We start from the raw sequence: 20,599 nt of genomic DNA on the forward strand, positions 1-20,599 counted from the left end.
TTCCGCGTGAGCTACAAGGTTTCAACGATTTCCACTAAATCCCGATGTCGATGACGGAGTTGGACACCCACTTGGGCAAGACTTATATCTCTACGGTCGCCTTCGCATTACTTTCGGAATATACGCCTGGCCTGCAAGCCAAGATGCTGTATCGGCGTTCATCGAGTGTAGAAGTCGGATGGAGGTTCTATGAAACAACAGCAATTCTGAAGTGTCCAAAAGAGGTTCCAAATGACTTGCACGATTCCGTCCATACCTCACACAATTTGCCCAGTAGTAGACAGTGTTTCGATTCTCACATGGATACTGTTTGTGTTTCGACCTCGACTGAAATTTGCTCTGTAGCGCGTTTTCCCAAATATGTACTCGCGCATTTCTCGAACCAGCAGTCGGAATCGGAAGGAGACTTGTCCAACTCCCTAGCGTTAGACCGGCCACCAAATCATCGTGAGTTGGGTTTGGCTTTGTAACGCTCCCGTTGATGTCTTTCATTGTTTTCAGCGCAGTTTCCCACAGCGGCTTCTGGTTTGGCTTACTGATAATTTGGGCGAGCTTTGGCGCAGGATCAGTTAGCCAGTCCGCAGAATAAGCGCGAGTACGTCCCGGTGTAGTTACCGGCTGCTCCATATTCCACTTTTGCAGAGCAACATTGATCGAGTTTCGCAACTGAACTTCTACCATTCCGGTTGTCGAAATAACAGCGGCTGCTGCCTCCACATTCCAGAGGTAGAGCTCCAACGCGCGTTCCTTGTTCCCATTCGCAGCATTGAGGTAGGTCTGAAACCGATTCGAGCTGATGGCGCTAGTTATTGCGCGTCCGGTTTGTGCTTTCACAATTCTAGTGTATTCTCGGGGACAGAAAACGGGTTAAAAACCGTACCAAAAGAGATACCCCGCCCTGGCATTTTTCGCCTTGGCGGGATTCTTTTTACCTGATCTGGCCGACCATGCTCCAATACAAGCAAAAGGGCTTATCAACTGGGCGTGGCGTGGGGTTACACGTACACTGCAATTGGTAGCACCGTTACCGAGGCCCCCTCGATGGTTGACTTGAATCGAAGGTTTACATATTCGGATACCTCGTCCTGGTTCGCAAGCGGCCTAAGTAGCAACTCCTCCAAAGTTTCCACATTTAACCTGTTCAACAGCTTGTTTCGTTCCAGAATTGAGACATCCTCTTTGACACCAGAAATTACCTTTGCCAGTACAGTGAATTGACCATCTAGCAGCCGATCACTGTCCTTCGATGTGAAGTACTCGGCCTCACACACGGCAACAGCAGTAATTTTGTCATCTCCCGATCCAATTTCGGCATAGAATTCTTTGGTGGTATCTCCCCGGAAGTCCTGCCTGAAAGCCTTTGCGATTGCAGCAGCAAGGTCGGCCTGGTCGTTTGCTTCCGCCTCTCGAAGCGCCCGAATCGAACTTATCTTGTCCACCGAGATTTCCGTTCGCGCATTGTCAGCCTGATCCACTAGCTGCTCAACTTCTTTTCGTCCCTCCGACCTTCGCGTGTAGCGGGCAATTTCGGCTGTCAGGTCAGGGGTCAGAATGTCCAGCAGGACATTAGCTTCGTTGGGGACAAAGCAGGCATCAAATTCAACAAAATCTCCCACCTTGCAATTCTTTACGTCCCCCAGACCCTTCACGGGCCGAATATGATTGCGCTCACGAAGAGCAGTTCTAACTTGATCCAGGAAGAAAGACTGTGAGTAAACAAACTTCTTGCGGTCGGTTGAGGAGACCTCCTCACTCTCGATATGTCGCCGGGTGAGGTCTCCTCCAAAATCAAGTCCAGCTTGGCCTAGAAGCGGAATCTTCGCACCTCCGTCGGCCTTGGCGTTGACCGTCCCAGCCGTATCAGTTTTCCCGTCTTTGGCCGACCCTTCGTTCAACTCGGAGTACTCCAACAGACCCTTCTTGAAGATTTCTTGAAGAAGGCCCGAAACAAAATCTGGGTTCTGGTAAACGACGACAGTCGGAGTCTTGTTTTCGTTTTTGCTCTGAGTCTTTTTGCCAGCCATAAAATATGGTCTACCACACCCCAGTGCGCTATCCCACGAGTTTGCGCATCCAGGTGCAGCTACTTCTCTGTGTCAAACAAGCCGTAGTCGAGTCCAACTGGAGACATCACGATATTCAGCGTAGGTAATGTCCTCCGACAGTCGCTTGGCGATCAATTCGTCAAGGTTGATGTGCTTTGGCAGGCGCGGCTCATTAGTCAACGGAGTCCCCCTCGTAGGTCCAACAAGTAGTACACGCTCAGTAAATCATGAGGGACGGACAACATGCAGGTACGCATGGAACACGCGATCTAAGTGAAGTCGATTGATCCACCACCTATCACGTCCCTACGGACAAGTGCGGTAGAAGCATTGACATGAGCAAAGTTTTGCCCGCTGAGATTAGCGCTTGGAAACGATACGTGAAGGTTCTGGAACGAGCGAGGAGATGCCCTCAGAATGAACGAGATACCGCAACGAAACAGGTGCGGCAACGCTTCTGGAGCGAAATGAGCGCGATCCATCACCAGACGCTGGATGCCAACGCACAGCCTCTTGACCCGCGTCGATTCAATCCGGTCACCCGCGGACGCAGAACAGTCACGTCACCCGCGAAGGGACAGACGAGGTTCAAAGGTATGCCAGGACGTAAGCGAAACATAAAGAATGTGGGGCGGGCCCGACGGATCGGATAGTACCTACCCCGATTCCTATTCGACCAGCTCACCAACCCTCGTGGGACGAGTGCCAGCGCCCATGTCCTCATGGCCAGCCACGAGGACATGGGCGCACTCAAAGTCGGGTACATCATCGCCTACGAGGACACAATCAAGGAAGCCGGGTCCTGGCCCCGGCTCATAACGATGTCCGCAGCCGTGAAGTCCGCGAACTAGGGACACGAAAAAGGCGGGTAGCGCCGGTGCAAGACAAACTCGCACCGGCGCTACTTTCACTTCTACGACGCGGAAACAGCTGCCTGCATCTGTGCTTTGTGTTTTTCCTGTCTGCGCTTCTCGACATTTACATGTGCCAACAGCGAGCACACCACCATGAGGACCTGTACGCAGTTTCGTTTCGTGTATTGCCTCTTACACACCGCATGTGTGCTGGGGTGGCGACCGTAATCATGTGGCACCGTCTCGTCCACATCTCGGTCAAAAAGATAGTGGACATTGCGAATTGGGTACCACACCATTGCAGCGCGGATAGTGAGTTCGTCCTCAAGTTCGACCTGATCTTCTTCTTTTCGGTCGGGCTTGTACGCAGAGATTCCCATCGAAAACAGTCTCTTGGCCTCTTTCTTATTCGAGGCCTTGTATGCAAGCGGGTTTTGCTGGTAGGCAAATGTGTCCAGGAGGACGGTCAACATTGCCTGCGCTGACCTCGTATGGCCTGCGCGAATTGAACCAATTGCGTCGTTAACAAACTCAACATATTCAGATAGCTCTACCGACTTAACCTGATCCACTGCTGTCTCGCAATCATCAACGAGGTTGTCAAACTCCTTCCCAAGCACGTCCCTGACTCCGCCTTTGTCCTGCGCTCTCAAAAGACGCGCGGCTATTCGAGCACGGGGAACGAACAACAAGGGCACACCGTATTCCTGCACAAAATCCCACACATCGTGCAGTGAGAACTCGGGGCCGAGGTCTACGAGGTTGGGTGGAAGGAAGGTCTTTCGTAGCGTCCGAAAATCCGGCTGTTTAACAACCCTGTCAAAGACAGACTGAAACGCTTCATGAACTGCACCAAGCTGCTTTTCGTACCCGATGGTAAACGCGCCCAAAGCAGCCCCACTTGCAGCGCCCAACCTTTCGGCGTTCTGTGCGAGCGCCGATGCCCCGGCTATGGCGCCGGTTAGGGTTTCAGGCCAAAATGATCTAGCAACTCCCTCCACCGCAGGCACAATCGCAGCCTGAGCAATATCTGCACCAAAGCCGCCCGTGAGCTTTTTGGCGAGGTCGGGAGCCATCGACGCCAGGGGGTTGTTTGCGACCGACAGCCCCGAGCTGGCCAAGTACTTGGTGTAGTCATTGCCCATAAAGTTGGGCTGCGGGCCGATGGCCCCCAATAACCCTAGCGACGACACGTCAAAACCCGAGACGGACATGGAGGCAAGTTCACGGGCGGGACGAGTCGCCGCGTCGATTAGTTTGAGGTTTGCTCCTGTGGCGATTTTGAACAGATCATCAGGCACAAAGTGGTTCATAGCTTCAAACCTACTGGTTCTGTGGCACTCGGCCCCATCTGTGGACAACCGCATCGTATACCCAGCTCAGCACCCCTCATGGGACGAGCGCCAACTTTTCATGGGAGCGGCGATGGGATCAGGATGCGTGTGTGTTGGTAGTGGAGAAAGCTGAAACCCTCTATGCCCTCTTTCTCCCTAGCGCTCCCCCACCATTGTTGATATTGTGACTGAAGTGTTAGAACTCAACTCGCGAGTTCACTAAAACCCCTGGAGTGTCATGTCTCAGCATTTGTCCCGTCGCGCTTTCCTGCAAGCAACTCTCAAGGCTTCCGCCCTTGCGGCGGCTGCCCCGATTGCGTTAGGGGGCGTCGTTAAGCTGCCTCAGGCGCAAGCCCTGGGCGCACCGATTGGCACCGTGATTGACTACTCCGCCGGCGTGCCGAACGCGAAGGACGTGAAGGCGAAGGGGCACCTCGGCGCGGTGCGCTACGTGTCGGAGCGTCGCCCTGGCGCCGAGTGGATGAAGGGCAAGCCGGTTCGTAAAGAGGAAGCCACGGCCTATGCCGACGCTGGGCTGGAAGTCGCGTCTGTGTACCAGTTCGGTCGCGCCGAGACCGCCGATTGGCTCCAGGGCGCTGCCGGCGCCGCAACGCACGCCCCCAAGGCCATCTCCCTACACTCCGCCGCCGGCGGCCCCGCTGGTCGCCCGATCTATGTCGCCATCGACGACAACCCCACCCGCGCCCAGTACGACGGCCAAATCCGCCCCTACCTCACCGCCTTCAAAACCGCACTGGCCGCCGCGAACCTCAAGCTAGGCGTATACGGCAACTACAACGTCATTGAGTGGGCCTCCAAGGACGGGCTCGGCGAGTACTTCTGGATGCACGACTGGGGCTCCGAGGGGCGCATCCACCCACTCACCACCATCCACCAAAAATCCGGCCTGAAAGACACGATCGATGGCATCGAGGTGGATATCAACAACGTCTACGCCCACGACTGGGGTCAGTGGAAGCCGGGCTACGGCCCCGCAGCCGCCAACCCGCTCTCTTACCTGCTTCCCGCCGACATTCCACTGCCGAGCCAGCAGCAGCTTAACGACGCCGTCCAGCTCATCAACAAAGCCCAGGGGCTATCGCATTAATTCCGGTTCCATATAGCGCTTCACCAGCGCCGTGAGGTCGCTCGCGGAGCCATAGACCGCGGCGGCCGCCACGAAATCCTCCCCGAATGTCACCGAGGAGTGGAGGTCGTACCAGTTGGACCATCCCCACTTTGTTCCTTGCGCCCCGGGGAGCTTTGCGGTGCCATAATCCTGCCCATAGCCATCTGCAGCGATAGCGGCGCTCGCCTTCATAGCCTCCAGCACCGGCGATGTGGGGTCTTGCTCTAACTTGGCCTGGACGAATTTCACCACGTCGTATGTCGAGGTCGTGCTCAACCCCCATGTTTCGCCCGCCCGTGTGGACCACAGCCCATACTTGCGGGCGGTGGCTGAGATCGCTTCCGGGTACTTTTCAATCAGCTCATAGGCCAAGGAGTCACTGGACCGCTCAATCATCTCGCGTGCTTTGTCACGGTCGTTGTCATCGCCGTGCTCGAAGACGTAGTCGGCTAGATACAGCTTCGCCAGGCTGAGCGCCGGGCGGGGAAAGCGTTCCGTGGCGCTTCCAACATGCTCGCCTGTGCGAAGCTTCACGAGCGTCATCTGCGAGCCACCGGGAAAGTCCCGAAAGTTATCCAGCTGATCCACCGCGATGTAATCGGCTTGTGCCTCAGTCTTCGCCACTACCGTGGGCTCAGGAGGCTCAGGCTGCGACCATTCTTTCACCGCCAACGTTCCCCCGATGAGTCCCGCCACTGCGGACAATGACACTGTCCAGCGGAACACTTCAAACATACGACTAGCCACGAAAAATGATCTTAGCCCGCACCCAAGCGCGAAGCTTAAGTGCGGGCTAGTTAACGTCGAGATCCGATCTTAGTGCTCGACCGGAGCCTCCACGCCAACACCGGTGAGGGAACGAACTTCCATCTCGGCCTGCAGGTCATCGAGGTTGTCTGGCTTACCCAGCAGGCTGCCGACAATACCACCGAGGAAGCCCATCGGGATGGAGACGATGCCTGGGTTCGCCAGTGGGAACCAAGCGAAGTTCGCATCTGGGAACATCGAGGTCGCGCTACCGGACACCGCTGGGGAGAAGATGATCAGGACCAGGGCGGACACCAGGCCGGCGTAGATACCGACCACAGCACCGGTGGTGTTGAACTTCTTCCAGTACAGGGAGTACAGGATGGTAGGCAGGTTAGCGGATGCTGCGATAGCGAACGCCAGCGCCACCAGGAAGGCCACGTTCTGGCTCATCGCTAGGATGCCGAGGATGATTGCAGCGACACCGATCACCACCACGGTGATGCGGGAGACGCGGACCTGCTCCTCTTCCGTGGACTGACCGTTACGGATGATGGAGTGGTAGACGTCGTGCGCAACGGAAGCAGAGGCGGTAATTGCCAGGCCAGCCACCACAGCAAGAACTGTAGCGAAGGCGATTGCGGAAATGATGGCCATAAAGAAGGAACCGCCGAGTTCCAGTGCCAGCAATGGAGCTGCTGCGTTCGCACCACCAGGAGCCTTCTTAATGACGTCCGGACCAACCAGGGCAGCTGCGCCGTATCCGAGGACCAGGGTCATCAGGTAGAAGGAACCGATGAGGATAATTGCCCAGGTCACGGACTTACGTGCTTCCTTAGCGGTAGGCACGGTGTAGAAACGCATCAGAACGTGTGGCAGACCCGCGGTACCGAGCACCAGTGCCAGTCCCAGGGAGACGAAGTCAAGCTTGGAAATCTCCGTCTTGCCGTACTTCATGCCCGGCTTGAGCAGCGCCTCATTGCCGTTGTGCGCCTGCACAGCCTTGGCGAACAGCTCGGACAGACCACCCTTGACTGCGAAGAACACGAGTGCAGTCATGATCACGACAGTACCGACCAGCAACACAGCCTTGATCATCTGGACGTAGGTGGTGCCCTTCATACCACCGATCAGCACGTAGGCAATCATGATGATGCCCACGACCGCCACGACGATGGCCTGCTCAGTCTTGCCATGCAGGTCCAGCAGCACGGCCACCAGCGAGCCCGCGCCTGCCATCTGGGCAATCAGGTAGAACAGGGACACGAACAAGGTGCCCATCGCCGCGGCCAGACGCACTGGCTTCTGACGCAAGCGGAAGGACAGCACGTCCGCCATGGTGAATTTACCCACGTTACGCAGTGGCTCTGCCACCAGCAGCAGCGCCACCAGCCACGCGACGAAGAATCCGATGGAGTAAAGGAATCCGTCGTAACCCGTCAGCGCGATCGCACCGACGATACCGAGGAAGGACGCGGCCGAGAGGTAGTCACCCGCGATAGCCAGACCATTCTGGGTACCGCTAAAGGACGCACCACCGGTGTAGAAGTCGGACGCCTCGGAGGTCTTCTTACCTGCGCGCATCACGATACCCATGGTGACCACGATAAAGATGATGAAGACGGAGATATTAAGGATTGGGTTGCCAGTATTACCTTCGGCGGCAAGGATCGCAGTGGTATTCATGGTCGCCTACCTACCCTTCCATTTCTTGGCGAATCGCGGCAGCGCGCGGCTCAATGTTCTTGTTGGCGTACTTGATGTAAATCCAGGTGATCAGGAATGTGGTCACAAACTGGAGCAGACCCAAGATGATGCCGAGGTTAACTTCACCCAGCAACTTGGTTCCCATTGCTTCCGGCATGTAGGTAGCTACCAATACGTAGCCGACAAACCACACGAAGAAGGCCACCGACATAGGGAAGGTAAAGTTGCGGAAAGTGGAACGCAGTTCCTTAAACTGTTGGCTCGTCTGCATCGCGCGAAATTCCGCGGCCGTAGGCTCACGACGCGTGAGCGGGGCGTGTGTACCAGTGCTCATCGTGGAAGTCCTCTCGAATTCTCAATTTCAACTTAAAAAGGGCTACGGGAGTGACCAGAGATTAACTGGCTTGACAGTGTGCAACCAGTCACAAATTCCGCATGCATGAAAAGTTACCCAGCTCACATTGCAATTGTGAAGTTGATGACTAAAGAATTTGCCATTTAGCTAAGTGAGCACCCCCGACTTTGCCACCTAGCTGGACAAATGGCGATTTGCCAAGCACCCCCACATGGAAAACTGAAGCAAGTTTGCAAATGTTGTTAATGTTTAACTCATTGCGATCTAAGGCTTTGCAACCGACACAAAAGCCAACTTTGTGTTGCGCTAGCGACGCCGATTGTCCACCCACCGAGACAGCCATCGAGTCCCCTCGATCGCTGCCGCGCCCACGAGGCCCGTGAGGATGGCGTCGATAAGCAGTGGCACGTTAGCAGAGTCCAACAGCAACCACCGCTGAAGCACCGGCACCGAAAAAATCAGGACATACCCCACGGCCCCGGCCCCGATGAGAAGCACCTTCCACCAGCGCCACGGCCGCGCGACCACGCCGAGCACCCACATCGCCATGATGAGCAGCACGGCTAGCGTCGCCGTCGCCACCTGACGATGCTCCACTCCCCCAAACTCCGCCGGATAGTGCGCGAACCAAAAACCCATGGTGAACAGCGCAATCAGCACACCAAACGGAATCGCCAGCCACAACACGCGCCGCACAAACCCTGGACGCGCACGCTCCGTATTCGGTGCAAGCGAGAGCACGAACGCCGGAATTCCGATCGTGAACCAGCCAATCATGGTCACGTGAATCGGCTGGAAGGGATACGTAAGTCCCGCCACACCCAGCACAAACGCAACCACCACAGAGTAGATTGTCTTGGTCAAAAACAGGTTAGCTACCCGCTCAATGTTCCCGATCACTCGGCGGCCCTCCGCAACGACGTGCGGGAGCGTCGCAAAGGTGTTGTCCAGCAGCACCACCTGCGCCACCGACCTACTTGCCGGAGCTCCCGCCCCCATTGCCACGCCAATATCGGCGGCCTTGAGCGCCAACACGTCATTGACGCCATCGCCGGTCATCGCCACCGTGTGGCCCTCCGCCTGCATCGCTACCACCATGGCGCGCTTTTGATCCGGCTTCACCCGACCAAAAATCCGTGCCTTCGCCACCTGCTCCCCCATGGTGTCCGAGGTGAGGTCGCGAGCGTCCATGGCTTCCCCTTCGATCCCCACCTGACGCGCCACAGCCGACACCGACACCGCGTTGTCACCCGAAATCACCTTCACCGTGACGTCTTCGTGAGCAAAGTACTCCAGAGTCTCCCGAGCGTCCGGGCGTAGTTTCTGCTGCAAAATCACCATGGCCTGCGGTGTCGGCCGATCCCCGAACTCAGCGACCTGCGCCACGAGCAGCACCCGCAGCCCCTGGTCTAGCTGGCCAGCCACCGCATGGAGCACCGCGTCCTCATCGCACAGCACCTCGGGCGCGCCCAACACCCATTTGCCGCGCTCCCCCAGGTCCACGCCGGACCATTTCCGGGCGGAATCAAAGGGCTCCACCCGCACCAGCTGCGGAGTTTCTCCGTCATCCAGGCCCGCAGCGATGGCCTGCATTGTGTCGTTCGGGTGCTTATCCGCCGCCACCATCGCGCGTAGTACGGGCTGCACATCCGTCTCCCCCAACGGCTGAATCTTCAGCAGCTCCATCCGATTTTCCGTCAGCGTGCCCGTCTTATCCACGCAGACGGTGTCCACGCGCGCCAAGGACTCAATCGCAGTTAGCTCGTTGACCAGCGCTTTCCGACGTCCCAGCCGGACCACACCCACGGCAAACGCAATCGACGTCATGAGGACCAGCCCCTCCGGGACCATGGGTACGAGCGCCGCAACCATCGCCAGGATCGCTTCCTTCACCGGTGCGCCCGTGCGCCACAGCTGAGTCCAGATTGTCAGCGCGCCCGTGGGAATCAGCAGCCATCCAATGATTTTCAGGATCTTGTCGATGCCCTTTTGCAGCTCCGAATCCGTAAGCCGAAACTCCCCCGCCTCCGCGACCAGCTTCGCAGCATAGGAATCTTCCCCGATCCGCGTCGCCTGAAACGTGCCATCACCAGCGACAACGAACGACCCGGAAAGAACCTCATCACCGGCTTTCTTGCGTACCGGGTCCGATTCTCCGCTGAGCATCGATTCGTCCACTTTCAGCTCGTTAGCCTGCTTAACGACGCCGTCCACCAAAATCTGCTCCCCCGAGCCGACCTCGATAAGGTCGTCGAGCACAATGTCGCTCTGTGAGATTTCTGTGGTGGTGCCGTCGCGAAGCACGCGCGGCTTGCTTTCCCCCAAAATGGTCAAGCGGTCGAGGGTGCGTTTCGCGCGGAGCTCTTGGATGATGCCGATGCTGGAGTTCGCGATGATCAACAATCCGAATGCGCCGTTGATCCAACTTCCGGTGACCATCACGATGGCAAAGAGGATCGCCAGGATGGCATTGATGCGGGTGAACACGTTAGAGCGCACAATCTCACTGACTGTGCGCCCCGTTTTGCGTACCACGTGATTGACTGCGCCTTGTTCGCGTCGCTGAGCTACTTCTGCGCTGGTCAAACCGTCTTCGGAGGTCACAAAACTCATGTGACCTAATTTTAGTGCAGGTTAGCGAGCCTTAAACTCAGGTGCTCGCTTTTCGCTGCGGGCCTGGCGCGCTTCTTTAGCATCTTCGCTGTTCCAGGCCGCTTCATAGTCCTGTTGTTGCATTGGCGACAGGTCAAAGCCGAAGCCTTCATCATTGAGGACGTTCTTCAGGTGCTTCATGGATAGTGGAGCGTTTCGAGACACCTCGTGTGCGTATTCGAGCGCAGCATCGGCGTCCCCCAACAGATGCACAAACCCAACATTGTGAGCTTCGTGCGCATCCATTTTCTGCGCCGCCAGCAACACCCCACGGGTGACTGAGCCACCCAGCAGCTGCACGCAACGACGAATAGTCCAGTTGTCCAGGGCAAACCCAAGTTTCGCCGGTGGCACCTGGAACCAGGCCTTTTCTCCCACCACCCGCAGGTCACAGGCGAGGCTAAGCTGCACGCCGGCGCCGACGGCCGGTCCCTGAATATCCGCGATGACCGGGACTGGGCAGTTCATGATGGAAGTGAGCATGTGCTGCAGGCTGGTGAGGAAGCCACCACCGTAGACGCCCCCGTCTTCCTTACCGAGGTCAGCCCCGGCGCAAAAGGCCCTGCCCTCACCCCGAATGAGTACGGCGCGGATCGGCGCTTCATTGTCCAGGGTGATTTCACCCACTAATTCTGCGATATCCATGCACAGTTCGGTGTTGAGTGCGTTCCGCTTTTCATCGCGATCAATCGTCAGGACCAAGACCTTCTCATCAATCGCGCTGTTCAGGTGTGACATCTAGTTGTTCTCCTCGAGTGGTTCTGGGAAGGTCATTGGGTCAGCGCCCAGGCGACCGTGTTCTTCGCTGCGATCAAGGTCGCTCAGCACCGCCATCTGGGCTGGGGATAACTCAAAGTCAAAGATCTCAAAGTTTTCCGCGATCCGCTCGTCATTACTGGAACGTGGCAGCACCATGTTTCCGAGCTGCAGGTTCCACCGCAGGATAACCTGCGTATTCGTCTTGCCGGTCTCCGTTGCAATGTCAGTAACTTCCGGAAGGTCGATGATCTTTCCCGACCCCAACGGGGACCACGCTGAGGTGACAATTTTGTGTTTCGAGTGATACTCACGCAGCTCCTGCTGGGAAAAGCCAGGGTGCAACTCAATTTGGTTGCATACCGGGACCACGCCGGTGCGCTCGATCAGATCATCGAGCACCTGTGGGTAAAAATTAGATACACCGATGGACTGGACAGTGCCCATCCCCTGGATCTTTGCCATGTTCTCGAAAGATTGGGCATACCGGTCTGCGGACGCCCAGGGCCAGTGGATGAGGTACAGGTCAAGATAGTCAAGGCCGAGGCGTTCCAGGGTCTGGTGGAAGCCAGTAGCAGTGTCCTCTCCCTGCTGGTTGTGCCACAGCTTGGAGGTAACAAAGATTTCATCGCGGGTGACGTCACCAGCAGCGATGGCGTCGCGGATCGCTTTCCCTACTGCTTCTTCGTTTTGGTAAATGGCTGCGGTGTCAATGTGTCGGTAGCCCACTTCGATGGCGCGACGTACGCAGCGTTCCGCATCTTCTGGTGAAAGTTGCCAGGTTCCAAATCCCACTTGCGGGAATTCTGTGCCGTCGCGGAAAACAATCATGGGGTTATAGGTGGTGTCTGTCATATCGCCAATGTAGCGCGCCCCACCGCTGTTGCGCAGGGGCTTTCTAAAAACTTCTCCCCCAACCTTGACATTTTGTTGGGTTTATACAACACTTTGAAGCATGAGCCCAGCAAAGAAACCTACAAAACCAATATTTAACCGGATCCGATTACTCAGAACCGAGCGTGGGCTCTCCCGGGCCCAACTTGCTGAGATCATCGGAGTCAACGTTCAAACGGTCGGCGCATTGGAACGAAGCGACCACTACCCCAGCCTCGACCTCGCAATGAACCTTTCAGAGGCATTCCAGCTCCCCATCGAAGCCATCTTCTCCCGCACGGAGTTCACCCCCATGTCCACGCAGATCTACCAGGAGAAATAGTCATGAAGCTCGAAACATACCGCAAACAACAACAGCGCACCGCAGGCCAGCTTCCTGGCTGGCGCAGCCAAGCACGCCGCCGAATGCTGGTGAACGCCTACGTGCTCATCGCCGCCCTTACTACTCTGGGCGTCCTACTCATTCCGGCATCCAACCTCTATCTGCTCACCTTGACCGCCGGCCTCGGAGCTCTGGCTGTACTTTGGACGATGATCCGCATCACCATTGATTGCGAGGACCAAGCCCCACCGGAAGCACTCGATGAGTACCAATTCGAGCGCCTGGAAGGCTACCGTTCTTTCGCATTCCGCCTCTACGGTTTCTTTGGTGCAGCTCTTGCATTCTTCCTTATTGCCCTGGGGGCAGTTCTTCCTGACCTGACAATAAGTCCGCGTTCCGTCTACCTCGTCGCTGGTTACCTGCTCCTGCTGACCACCTTGACTGTGGGCGGCTATCCAGCGCTCGCTCTCGCCTGGAACAAACCCGACGAGGATTAATACCCCCATTAGTAAGAAACCCACACGAACTACGTGTGGGTTTCGCTACGTTTAAGACATGACTCGCACAAGCGCACATGACTTAATCACCGAAGTTCTCGACCCAGGTTCCTACATCAGTTGGGACACCCCTCCTGAGTACGGCGACATTTCCGACGACTACCGCGCCACCCTCGAGCGGGCCCGGGAAAAAAGCGGCGTGGATGAGTCCGTCATTACTGGTGAGGGGACGATTGATGGCCGTCGCGTAGCGACGATCCTCAGCGAATTCAGCTTCCTCGGCGGCTCCATCGGTGCCGCCACTGCACGCCGCATTATCGACGGCATCCACCGCGCAACCGCGCAGCAGCTACCGCTTCTCATCTCCCCCAGCTCCGGTGGCACCCGCATGCAGGAAGGCACCCCCGCTTTTGCACTCATGGTGTCTATCACCACCGCCGTTTACCGCCATAAGGATCAGCACCTTCCTTTCTTGGTCTATCTGCGCAACCCCACGACCGGTGGCGTGATGGCCTCGTGGGGTTCGGCAGGTCACTTCACTTTCGCCGAACCAGATGCACTGTTGGGTTTCCTGGGGCCACGAGTGGTGGAGCTCACCACGGGGACCCCGATGCCGGAGGGTGTCCAGACGGGCGAGAACCTGGCCCGGTGTGGTGTTATCGACGGTGTGGTCTCTCCAAAGGACCTACGCGCCTCGGTCAAGAAGATCAATGAGGTTCTGCTATCCACCGTGCCCTCTCAGCAACCCACACTTCCCGAAGTGCAACCTCACGAGCCGGAGAGCGTGTGGGATGCCATCCAGCGGACCCGGCGTACTGATCGTCCTGGGGTGCAGGATATCGTCACGAAGCTGCGCGCGAAGCTCATTTACCTTTCTGGCAGCGGTGATGGCCGACGCTCCCCTGCTGTGACGGTGGCCCTGGCCCAATTGGATGGCCGCCCTGTGGTACTCATTGGGCAAGATCGCCACCAGCAGCCGCCGCTGGGTGAGCACCCACTGGGAACCGAGGCACTGCGCATGGCCCGTCGTGGCATTGCGCTCGCGCACCAGCTCCAGCTGCCATTGGTGTCAATCATTGACACCCCTGGCGCAGAACTGTCCCAGTACGCAGAAGAACATGGCATGGCCGGATCCATCGCGCGCACCCTGGGTGAACTGGTGGATTTGGATGTACCCACTGTCTCCATCATCCTTGGCCAGGGCTGTGGCGGCGGTGCGCTCGCGATGCTGCCATCAGATCGGGTACTGGCCGCAAGCAACTCGTGGCTCTCCCCGCTTCCCCCAGAAGGGGCGTCCGCGATCATCTACCGTGACACAGAACACGCACCACAGATGATGGAAGAACAGGATGTTTCCGCATCCGCACTGCTCAAGGCGGGAATTGTGGACGCTATCATCCCTGAGATTGGCGATGCCGCGGACGAGCCGGAGGCCTTTATCGACCGCGTTTTGGCCACCGTCAGCCACACTTTATGGGAACTGGATCACAATCCGCAGCGAGTTGGCCGAGAGGAGCGTTTCCGACACTACGAAAAGTTAGCGACGCTACAGTAGCATTAAGAAATGATCAGCGACCAGGATATCTTTGACACGCACCGCGGGGGCAAGCTGACGATCTCTTCCACTCGCCCCCTCGAAACCACCCGCGATCTTTCGATCGCCTACACCCCAGGCGTAGCCCGGGTCTGCGAGGCGATCCACGACGATCCCGCGCTGGCACGCGAGTACACCTGGGCGGGAAAAAACGTCGCGGTCATTTCTGACGGCACCGCCGTCCTCGGCCTCGGCGACATCGGCCCTGCAGCCGCGCTCCCCGTCATGGAAGGCAAAGCGCAGCTATTCGGTCGTTTCGCCGGGCTCAACGCCATCCCGATTGTCCTGGACACCACCGACACCGACGAACTCTTCGATACGATCGTGCGCCTGGCCCCCTCTTTCGGCGCCATCAACCTCGAGGACATTTCTGCGCCCCGCTGCTTCGAACTGGAACGGCGCCTGATCAAAGCCCTCGAGATCCCCATCATGCACGATGACCAGCACGGCACCGCCATCGTCATCACCGCAGCGCTGCGCAACGCCTGCGAGCTGCTCGACCGCGCATTGAGCGACCTCAAGGTAGTCATCACCGGTGCGGGAGCGGCAGGCGTAGCGACGGCCAAAATGCTCATCGCCGCCGGCGTCCGCCATATCGTGATGGTGGATTCCCGGGGCATTATCCACCAGGATCGTTCGCCCCTGAACACGGTCAAGCAGGAACTAGCTGCCATCACCAACCCAGAGGGAATCACCGGCGGACTGGAGGCCGCTATGCTGGGCGCCGATGTGTTCATCGGCCTCTCCCGCGGCCACGTCAACGAAGAGCAACTGCAGCTCATGGCCCCTGACCCGATCCTATTCTCGCTAGCGAACCCAACCCCGGAGATCGCGCCAGAACTCGCAGCCCGCTACGGCGCCGTCGTCGCCACCGGACGCTCTGATCTGCCTAATCAGATCAACAACGTGCTCGCCTTCCCCGGCATTTTTAAGGGCGCACTGGAAGCGGGGGCCACGGAGATTTCCCAGACCATGAAACTTGCGGCCTCCCGCGCAATCGCGGAAATCGCTAAGGAAAACCTCGACGCGACACACGTAGTGCCGTCCCCGCTCGACCCGCGGGTAGCGCCGGCCGTGGCTAAGGCCGTGAAAGCAGCTGCGTTAGCGTAGGAATATAACAACAAGTGGCAGGCATTAGTGCATCATTCCCAAAAGTAACAGTTCGATAAAGATACTATCGATAATCATTGCAGTTAGCTAGATTTAAATCGAAGCGTTCCCACCGGAATCGCTTCCACCACAGCCCATAGAAGGAGCATCGATTGAGTCCGTTAAAAAAATCTTAGTAGCATCTGTGACATTTCCATTGCTACTCAGTCCAAAGACCACACTCGCACAGACTACGGTTGAGACTAACACCGGTTCCCTACATTCCGATAACCATGCGAGCACCTCACCTACAGTAGAAGAAGTTTTAAAAACCTTGGAGCAGCTCGAACCATACGTATTCACGAAATCCAAAGAATTGGACTTCGAATCAGCCAAAAGCAATCCACTGGTCGACAACAACATTCTGAGTGAGTATTCAGCAGCACTTGCCTCGCAAGGTTGGGCCGTAAAAGCATCAGAATCCGACCTCATAGCCATTCAGTCGCAAGCATCTGAAGTTCTACCCACAATGACAGCTCTGCGTAATAGCTGCGAAGGGCGCAATGGCTTCGAAGCAGTTCCCCCTGCAATTCTTTTGGACAGCTGCGCTGCAACAGCAGTTCAAAATGCATACAGCTCTGGAGCTGGCGTTGCGGCCATAGCAGCGCTACTCACTGCCTAAACTGGCGTAGGTCCTTTGCTCGCTGGAGCTATTGCAGGCGCTTTGGCCACCCAATCGGGAATCGTTGGTCTCTGCAATTCATGGGGACACGGCGTTAAACTTTTCCCAGGCGGTGCCTGCTGGTCTCAGTAACTGGAGGGAAAGTGTCAAAACTAGAATTAACTCTCGCAGCTGTCACTTGTATCGGCATCTTGCTTAGCTTGGCCGATTTGTTCGGCTTACCCCTATCCCCAATAGTTCGGGCACTCAGAATTCCGCTAACTACCGGCGGCGGAATGTGTCTCGTCATGTACGTGCTTTACCGACGCCGAAACAAGGACAGATGAAAAAGGCGCGCTCCTGCAATAGGTAGTGCGCCTTACTGCGTCGAAAAGCTTAGTGCGTGCCGACCAGGTCGATCACGAACACCAGGGTGCGGCCGGACAGTGGGTGTCCGCCACCTGCTGGGCCGTAGGCTGCCTCTGGTGGGATGGTCAGCTGGCGGCGGCCGCCAACCTTCATGCCTGGGATGCCTTCCTGCCAACCGGCAATAAGGCCGGCGAGTGGGAATTCAATGGTCTGGCCACGGTCCCAGGAAGAGTCGAACTGCTCGCCGGTTTCAAAGTCCACGCCAACGTAGTGAACTTCCACCATGCCACCGGCTTGTGCTTCTGGGCCGTCGCCGACGATGAGGTCTTCAATGACCAGGTCCTCTGGCGCTGGGCCGGTCTGTGGGGCGATTACTGGCTTTTCCATGATGTCTTGATTCTCCTTTTAGTGAAGGGGATAAAAACGCGTTAAGCCAAACGCTTCTCCACGATCTTACGTAACTGGGAGGCGTTTGGCTTTATGCTGCGGCGTGTGTCTTAGCCGCGCTGGTCGCGTGGCACGAACTCGCGGAGGGTCTCGCCGGTGTAGATCTGACGTGGACGGTAGATCTTGCCACCTGGCTGGGAAACCTGCTCGATGTACTGTGCGATCCAGCCTGGGAGACGACCCATGGCGAAGAGCACAGTGAAGAAGTCGGTTGGGAAGCCCATGGCACGGTAGATGAGGCCGGTGTAGAAGTCAACGTTCGGGTAGAGCTTACGGGAGATGAAGTAGTCATCTGCCAGCGCGATCTGCTCCAGGTTCATGGCAAGCTCAAGCAGCTCGTCCTTGCCTTCCTTCTCCAGCAGCTCGTGAGCGGTCTTCTTGATGATCGCAGCACGTGGGTCGTAGTTGCGGTAGACGCGGTGGCCGAAGCCTATGAGCTTGACGCCCTTTTCCTTGTTCTTCACGCGGGTCATGAAGTCGGTTGCGTCGCCGCCGTTGGCCTTGATCTCGTCCAGCATTTCCAGAACAGCCTGGTTTGCGCCACCGTGCAGTGGGCCGGACAGTGCGTTGATGCCGGCTGCGACGGAGACGAACATGTTTGCCTGTGCGGAGGCAACCATGCGGACGGTGGAGGTGGAGCAGTTCTGCTCGTGGTCAGCGTGCAGGATGAGCAGCTGGTCCAGGGCCTTGACGTGCAGTGGGTCTACCTCGTATGGCTCGGTTGGGAAGCCGAACATCATGCGGAGGAAGTTCTCGCGAGCGTTGAGGGAGTTGTCTGGGTACATGTATGGCTCACCGTGACGTGCGCGGTGTGCGTATGCAGCCAGCATCGGCACCTTTGCCATGAGGCGGATGGTTGCCTTGTGGAGGTGATCCTCGTTAAGTGGGTCGAGGGTGTCCTGGTAGTAGGTGGACAGAATGTTCAGGGAAGATGCGAGCACGGCCATTGGGTGCGCGTCGCGTGGGAACACGCTGAACTGTGCCTTGAAGTCTTCATCGAGAAGGGTGTGGTGACGGACTTCGTCGTTAAACTTGGACAGCTGCTCCTGGGTTGGCAGCTCGCCGTGGATCAGCAGGTAGGAAACCTCGTTGAAGGTGGCCTTCGCTGCCAGGTCTTCAATGGCGTAGCCACGGTAGCGGAGGATGCCCTGTTCGCCGTCGATGTAAGTAATCTTGGACTCGGTGGAGCCGGTGCTCACGTAGCCTGGGTCGAAGGTGACCAGGCCGGTCTCAGCAAGCATCTTGCCGAGGACGATGCCGTCGTTACCCTCGGAAGCGCGAGCAATGTCCATTTCGAACTCGCCACCTGGGTAGTGGAGTACAGCCTTCTCTTTGTTGTCAGAAGCCACAGTTTCCCTTTCGATTTATCACAGTCCAGGAACCCTGGTGGGATCTCCTGCTGTAAGCGGGTAGTGCTATTAAATTTTTGCCGCATGTGTTAGGCGTTCTAAGTTCACCATATGTGCTGGAAAACTTTTGCTTACCAGCACTGGATCACTGTGCGTTTGAGCCACATCATATTGCACCTTAGGCAGACCTACACAATATGCACCATTGTTCCACAATTAGAACGTTAGGATATTGCAAGGTCACCTCAAATGTAGCGCGGGCGCAATCCTAGAACCTACTGCGGCAAGAAATTTAGCAAGAAAATCCACCGCGTTAGGCTCACGGGACTATGGCAACCAACCATAACCCCGTGGGACAACACACATAATAGCAAAAACTGTGACGCCTCCAACAAAATTTTTAGTTTCCGCTCCAGCCACCCCCTCGCATGATTTGCAAGCCAGGTCGAAGCATTAACAAACTTTGCACATTAAAAAACTTAGCTAGACAAAACCGCGTAGTTGCAACGATTGTTACAACTCGGCTGACGTCACCCCCATCTTTGCATACTTTCAATCCTTTGTATTTATTACAGGTAGAATGTTGACATTCTTTAACCGCGCCGAAGAAGAAAAGAAGGTTGGCCCATGACCGATCAATTCCCTACCCTGCCCGCAGAACTTCTCCCAGCTGATGGCCGTTTCGGCTGTGGCCCTTCCAAGGTCCGCTCTGAGCAGATCGACGCCATTGTCCAGGGCGCTTCCGGAATCATCGGCACCTCCCACCGCCAGGCAGCCGTTAAGGACGTTGTCGGTTCCCTGCGTGAGGGACTGAGCGAGCTATTCTCTCTGCCGGAGGGCTACGAGATCATCTTGTCCCTCGGTGGCGCTACCGCGTTTTGGGATGCTGCAACCTTTGGCCTGATCGAAAAGAAGTCCGGCCACCTGTCCTTCGGCGAGTTCTCCTCCAAGTTCGCCAAGGCTTCCAAGCAGGCCCCGTGGCTCGAAGCACCGGTCGTCGTTGAGGCTGAGCCGGGCGACGCTCCTGCACCACAGGCCATCGACGGCGTTGACCTCATCGGCTGGGCACACAATGAGACCTCCACCGGCGCGATGGTTCCTGTCGAGCGTCCAGCTGGCACCGACGCCCTCATCGCTATCGATGCCACCTCCGGCGCAGGTGGCCTCCCAGTGGACATGCGGAACACTGACGTCTACTACTTCTCGCCACAGAAGTGCTTCGCCTCCGACGGTGGCTTGTGGTTCGCGGCGATGAGCCCGAAGGCCATTGAGCGCATCGAGAAGATCAATGCTTCTGACCGCTTCATCCCAGCGTTCCTGAACCTGCAGACTGCGGTGGATAATTCCCGTAAGAACCAGACGTACAACACCCCGGCCGTCGGCACGCTGCTGATGATGGATAGCCAGGTAAAGTGGATGAACGCCAATGGTGGCCTGGACGGCATGGTGCAGCGCACCACTGCTTCTTCGGACATCCTGTACAAGTGGGCTGAGGCCCGCGAGGGCGCTACCCCGTTCGTCACGGACCCTGCGAAGCGTTCCCTGGTCGTGGGCACGATTGACTTCGATGACGCTATCGACGCCGCGAAAATCGCTAAGATGCTGCGCGCTAACGGCATCGTGGACATCGAGCCGTACCGTAAGCTCGGTCGCAACCAGCTGCGCATCGGCATGTTCCCGGCGATTGACTCCCAGGATGTGGAGAAGCTGACGAAGGCCATCGATTGGGCTATCGACGGCGGCCACGCTAACGCATAACACGCCCTAGCAAAAGCGCAGTAACTCCCACGTTATTGCG

General features: G+C 57.1%; 19 protein-coding genes. 8 read left to right on the plus strand and 11 right to left on the minus strand.

All coding sequences use genetic code 11. The features are described 5' to 3' along the window. Nucleotides 1-90: 90 nt before the first annotated feature. Both ACZ6ZO_RS02820 and ACZ6ZO_RS02825 read right to left on the minus strand, forming a co-directional pair. The gene (locus tag ACZ6ZO_RS02820; RefSeq protein WP_465290376.1) at nt 91-834 is read right to left on the minus strand and encodes a hypothetical protein; all 744 of its coding nucleotides are present in this window, start codon (nt 832-834) and stop codon (nt 91-93) included. Nucleotides 835-995: 161 nt separating this feature from the next. After that, complete coding sequence (locus ACZ6ZO_RS02825) at nt 996-2,024, minus strand: DUF6414 family protein (RefSeq protein WP_465290378.1); 1,029 nt, start codon at nt 2,022-2,024, stop codon at nt 996-998. Between the two features lie 743 nt (nt 2,025-2,767). On the opposite strand from ACZ6ZO_RS02825, the gene ACZ6ZO_RS02830 reads away from it, so the two are divergent. Next, entirely contained in the window at nt 2,768-2,896 is a 129-nt protein-coding gene (locus ACZ6ZO_RS02830; RefSeq protein ID WP_465290380.1) for a hypothetical protein, read from the plus strand. Nucleotides 2,897-2,958: 62 nt separating this feature from the next. Here the strand turns inward: ACZ6ZO_RS02830 and ACZ6ZO_RS02835 are convergent, their stop codons facing one another. After that, nucleotides 2,959-4,212, minus strand: a complete 1,254-nt coding sequence (locus ACZ6ZO_RS02835) for a hypothetical protein (RefSeq protein WP_465290382.1) — start codon at nt 4,210-4,212, stop codon at nt 2,959-2,961. 259 nt (nt 4,213-4,471) lie between these two features. On the opposite strand from ACZ6ZO_RS02835, the gene ACZ6ZO_RS02840 reads away from it, so the two are divergent. Next, nucleotides 4,472-5,341, plus strand: coding sequence for a DUF1906 domain-containing protein (locus ACZ6ZO_RS02840; protein WP_465290384.1), 870 nt, complete (start codon nt 4,472-4,474; stop codon nt 5,339-5,341). On the opposite strand, the gene ACZ6ZO_RS02845 is transcribed toward ACZ6ZO_RS02840, so the two are convergent. From ACZ6ZO_RS02845 to ACZ6ZO_RS02870, 6 genes are all read right to left on the minus strand, one after another. Next, nucleotides 5,330-6,109: a hypothetical protein gene (locus ACZ6ZO_RS02845; RefSeq protein WP_465290386.1), complete on the minus strand. Its 780-nt coding sequence runs from the start codon at nt 6,107-6,109 to the stop codon at nt 5,330-5,332. The two genes, ACZ6ZO_RS02840 and ACZ6ZO_RS02845, sit on opposite strands and share 12 nt — an antisense overlap. A 69-nt stretch (nt 6,110-6,178) precedes the next feature. After that, a complete protein-coding gene (locus ACZ6ZO_RS02850) occupies nt 6,179-7,795 on the minus strand; it encodes a solute symporter family protein (protein ID WP_465290388.1) in 1,617 nt (538 codons plus the stop codon). A gap of 10 nt (nt 7,796-7,805) precedes the next feature. Further along, on the minus strand, nt 7,806-8,150 hold the full coding sequence (locus ACZ6ZO_RS02855) for a DUF485 domain-containing protein (protein ID WP_465290390.1): 345 nt from the start codon (nt 8,148-8,150) through the stop codon (nt 7,806-7,808). A 327-nt stretch (nt 8,151-8,477) separates the two neighbouring features. After that, nucleotides 8,478-10,784 carry an HAD-IC family P-type ATPase gene (locus ACZ6ZO_RS02860; RefSeq protein ID WP_465290391.1) on the minus strand — a complete coding sequence of 769 codons (2,307 nt, stop codon included), beginning with the start codon at nt 10,782-10,784 and terminating at the stop codon, nt 8,478-8,480. Between the two features lie 21 nt (nt 10,785-10,805). Then, a complete protein-coding gene (locus ACZ6ZO_RS02865) occupies nt 10,806-11,561 on the minus strand; it encodes an enoyl-CoA hydratase (protein WP_182386665.1) in 756 nt (251 codons plus the stop codon). After that, the gene (locus ACZ6ZO_RS02870) at nt 11,562-12,434 is read right to left on the minus strand and encodes an aldo/keto reductase (protein WP_465290394.1); all 873 of its coding nucleotides are present in this window, start codon (nt 12,432-12,434) and stop codon (nt 11,562-11,564) included. Nucleotides 12,435-12,534: 100 nt separating this feature from the next. On the opposite strand from ACZ6ZO_RS02870, the gene ACZ6ZO_RS02875 reads away from it, so the two are divergent. The 5 genes from ACZ6ZO_RS02875 (at nt 12,535) to ACZ6ZO_RS02895 (ending at nt 16,657) form a co-directional block, all read left to right on the plus strand. Beyond that, nucleotides 12,535-12,795: a helix-turn-helix transcriptional regulator gene (locus tag ACZ6ZO_RS02875; RefSeq protein WP_182386667.1), complete on the plus strand. Its 261-nt coding sequence runs from the start codon at nt 12,535-12,537 to the stop codon at nt 12,793-12,795. A gap of 2 nt (nt 12,796-12,797) precedes the next feature. Continuing rightward, complete coding sequence (locus tag ACZ6ZO_RS02880; RefSeq protein WP_465290396.1) at nt 12,798-13,292, plus strand: hypothetical protein; 495 nt, start codon at nt 12,798-12,800, stop codon at nt 13,290-13,292. A 58-nt stretch (nt 13,293-13,350) separates the two neighbouring features. Next, nucleotides 13,351-14,847: a carboxyl transferase domain-containing protein gene (locus ACZ6ZO_RS02885; RefSeq protein ID WP_465290398.1), complete on the plus strand. Its 1,497-nt coding sequence runs from the start codon at nt 13,351-13,353 to the stop codon at nt 14,845-14,847. 9 nt (nt 14,848-14,856) lie between these two features. Next, nucleotides 14,857-15,996 carry an NAD(P)-dependent malic enzyme gene (locus ACZ6ZO_RS02890; RefSeq protein ID WP_182386670.1) on the plus strand — a complete coding sequence of 380 codons (1,140 nt, stop codon included), beginning with the start codon at nt 14,857-14,859 and terminating at the stop codon, nt 15,994-15,996. Nucleotides 15,997-16,180: 184 nt separating this feature from the next. After that, the gene (locus ACZ6ZO_RS02895; RefSeq protein ID WP_465290401.1) at nt 16,181-16,657 is read left to right on the plus strand and encodes a hypothetical protein; all 477 of its coding nucleotides are present in this window, start codon (nt 16,181-16,183) and stop codon (nt 16,655-16,657) included. A gap of 375 nt (nt 16,658-17,032) precedes the next feature. On the opposite strand, the gene fkpA is transcribed toward ACZ6ZO_RS02895, so the two are convergent. Then, nucleotides 17,033-17,392, minus strand: coding sequence for an FKBP-type peptidyl-prolyl cis-trans isomerase FkpA (gene fkpA / locus ACZ6ZO_RS02900; protein WP_182386672.1), 360 nt, complete (start codon nt 17,390-17,392; stop codon nt 17,033-17,035). A 110-nt stretch (nt 17,393-17,502) separates the two neighbouring features. Beyond that, entirely contained in the window at nt 17,503-18,801 is a 1,299-nt protein-coding gene (locus ACZ6ZO_RS02905; protein WP_465290403.1) for a citrate synthase, read from the minus strand. Between the two features lie 627 nt (nt 18,802-19,428). Between ACZ6ZO_RS02905 and serC the strand changes: the two genes are divergently transcribed. Next, entirely contained in the window at nt 19,429-20,559 is a 1,131-nt protein-coding gene (gene serC / locus ACZ6ZO_RS02910; protein ID WP_465290405.1) for a phosphoserine transaminase, read from the plus strand. The last annotated feature ends 40 nt before the right edge of the window (nt 20,560-20,599 follow it).

The sequence above is a fragment of the Corynebacterium sp. NPDC104732 genome (genome assembly GCF_055583565.1).

Bases quoted from the DNA above. Each gene is read 5' to 3' on its own strand.
- fkpA (WP_182386672.1), bottom strand. From the start codon at position 17,392: ATGGAAAAGCCAGTAATCGCCCCACAGACCGGCCCAGCGCCAGAGGAC.
- serC (WP_465290405.1), top strand. From the start codon at position 19,429: ATGACCGATCAATTCCCTACCCTGCCCGCAGAACTTCTCCCAGCTGAT.
- ACZ6ZO_RS02840 (WP_465290384.1), top strand. From the start codon at position 4,472: ATGTCTCAGCATTTGTCCCGTCGCGCTTTCCTGCAAGCAACTCTCAAG.
- ACZ6ZO_RS02875 (WP_182386667.1), top strand. From the start codon at position 12,535: ATGAGCCCAGCAAAGAAACCTACAAAACCAATATTTAACCGGATCCGA.
- ACZ6ZO_RS02880 (WP_465290396.1), top strand. From the start codon at position 12,798: ATGAAGCTCGAAACATACCGCAAACAACAACAGCGCACCGCAGGCCAG.
- ACZ6ZO_RS02830 (WP_465290380.1), top strand. From the start codon at position 2,768: ATGGCCAGCCACGAGGACATGGGCGCACTCAAAGTCGGGTACATCATC.
- ACZ6ZO_RS02865 (WP_182386665.1), bottom strand. From the start codon at position 11,561: ATGTCACACCTGAACAGCGCGATTGATGAGAAGGTCTTGGTCCTGACG.
- ACZ6ZO_RS02850 (WP_465290388.1), bottom strand. From the start codon at position 7,795: ATGAATACCACTGCGATCCTTGCCGCCGAAGGTAATACTGGCAACCCA.
- ACZ6ZO_RS02890 (WP_182386670.1), top strand. From the start codon at position 14,857: ATGATCAGCGACCAGGATATCTTTGACACGCACCGCGGGGGCAAGCTG.
- ACZ6ZO_RS02855 (WP_465290390.1), bottom strand. From the start codon at position 8,150: ATGAGCACTGGTACACACGCCCCGCTCACGCGTCGTGAGCCTACGGCC.
- ACZ6ZO_RS02825 (WP_465290378.1), bottom strand. From the start codon at position 2,024: ATGGCTGGCAAAAAGACTCAGAGCAAAAACGAAAACAAGACTCCGACT.
- ACZ6ZO_RS02885 (WP_465290398.1), top strand. From the start codon at position 13,351: ATGACTCGCACAAGCGCACATGACTTAATCACCGAAGTTCTCGACCCA.
- ACZ6ZO_RS02835 (WP_465290382.1), bottom strand. From the start codon at position 4,212: ATGAACCACTTTGTGCCTGATGATCTGTTCAAAATCGCCACAGGAGCA.
- ACZ6ZO_RS02870 (WP_465290394.1), bottom strand. From the start codon at position 12,434: ATGACAGACACCACCTATAACCCCATGATTGTTTTCCGCGACGGCACA.
- ACZ6ZO_RS02860 (WP_465290391.1), bottom strand. From the start codon at position 10,784: ATGAGTTTTGTGACCTCCGAAGACGGTTTGACCAGCGCAGAAGTAGCT.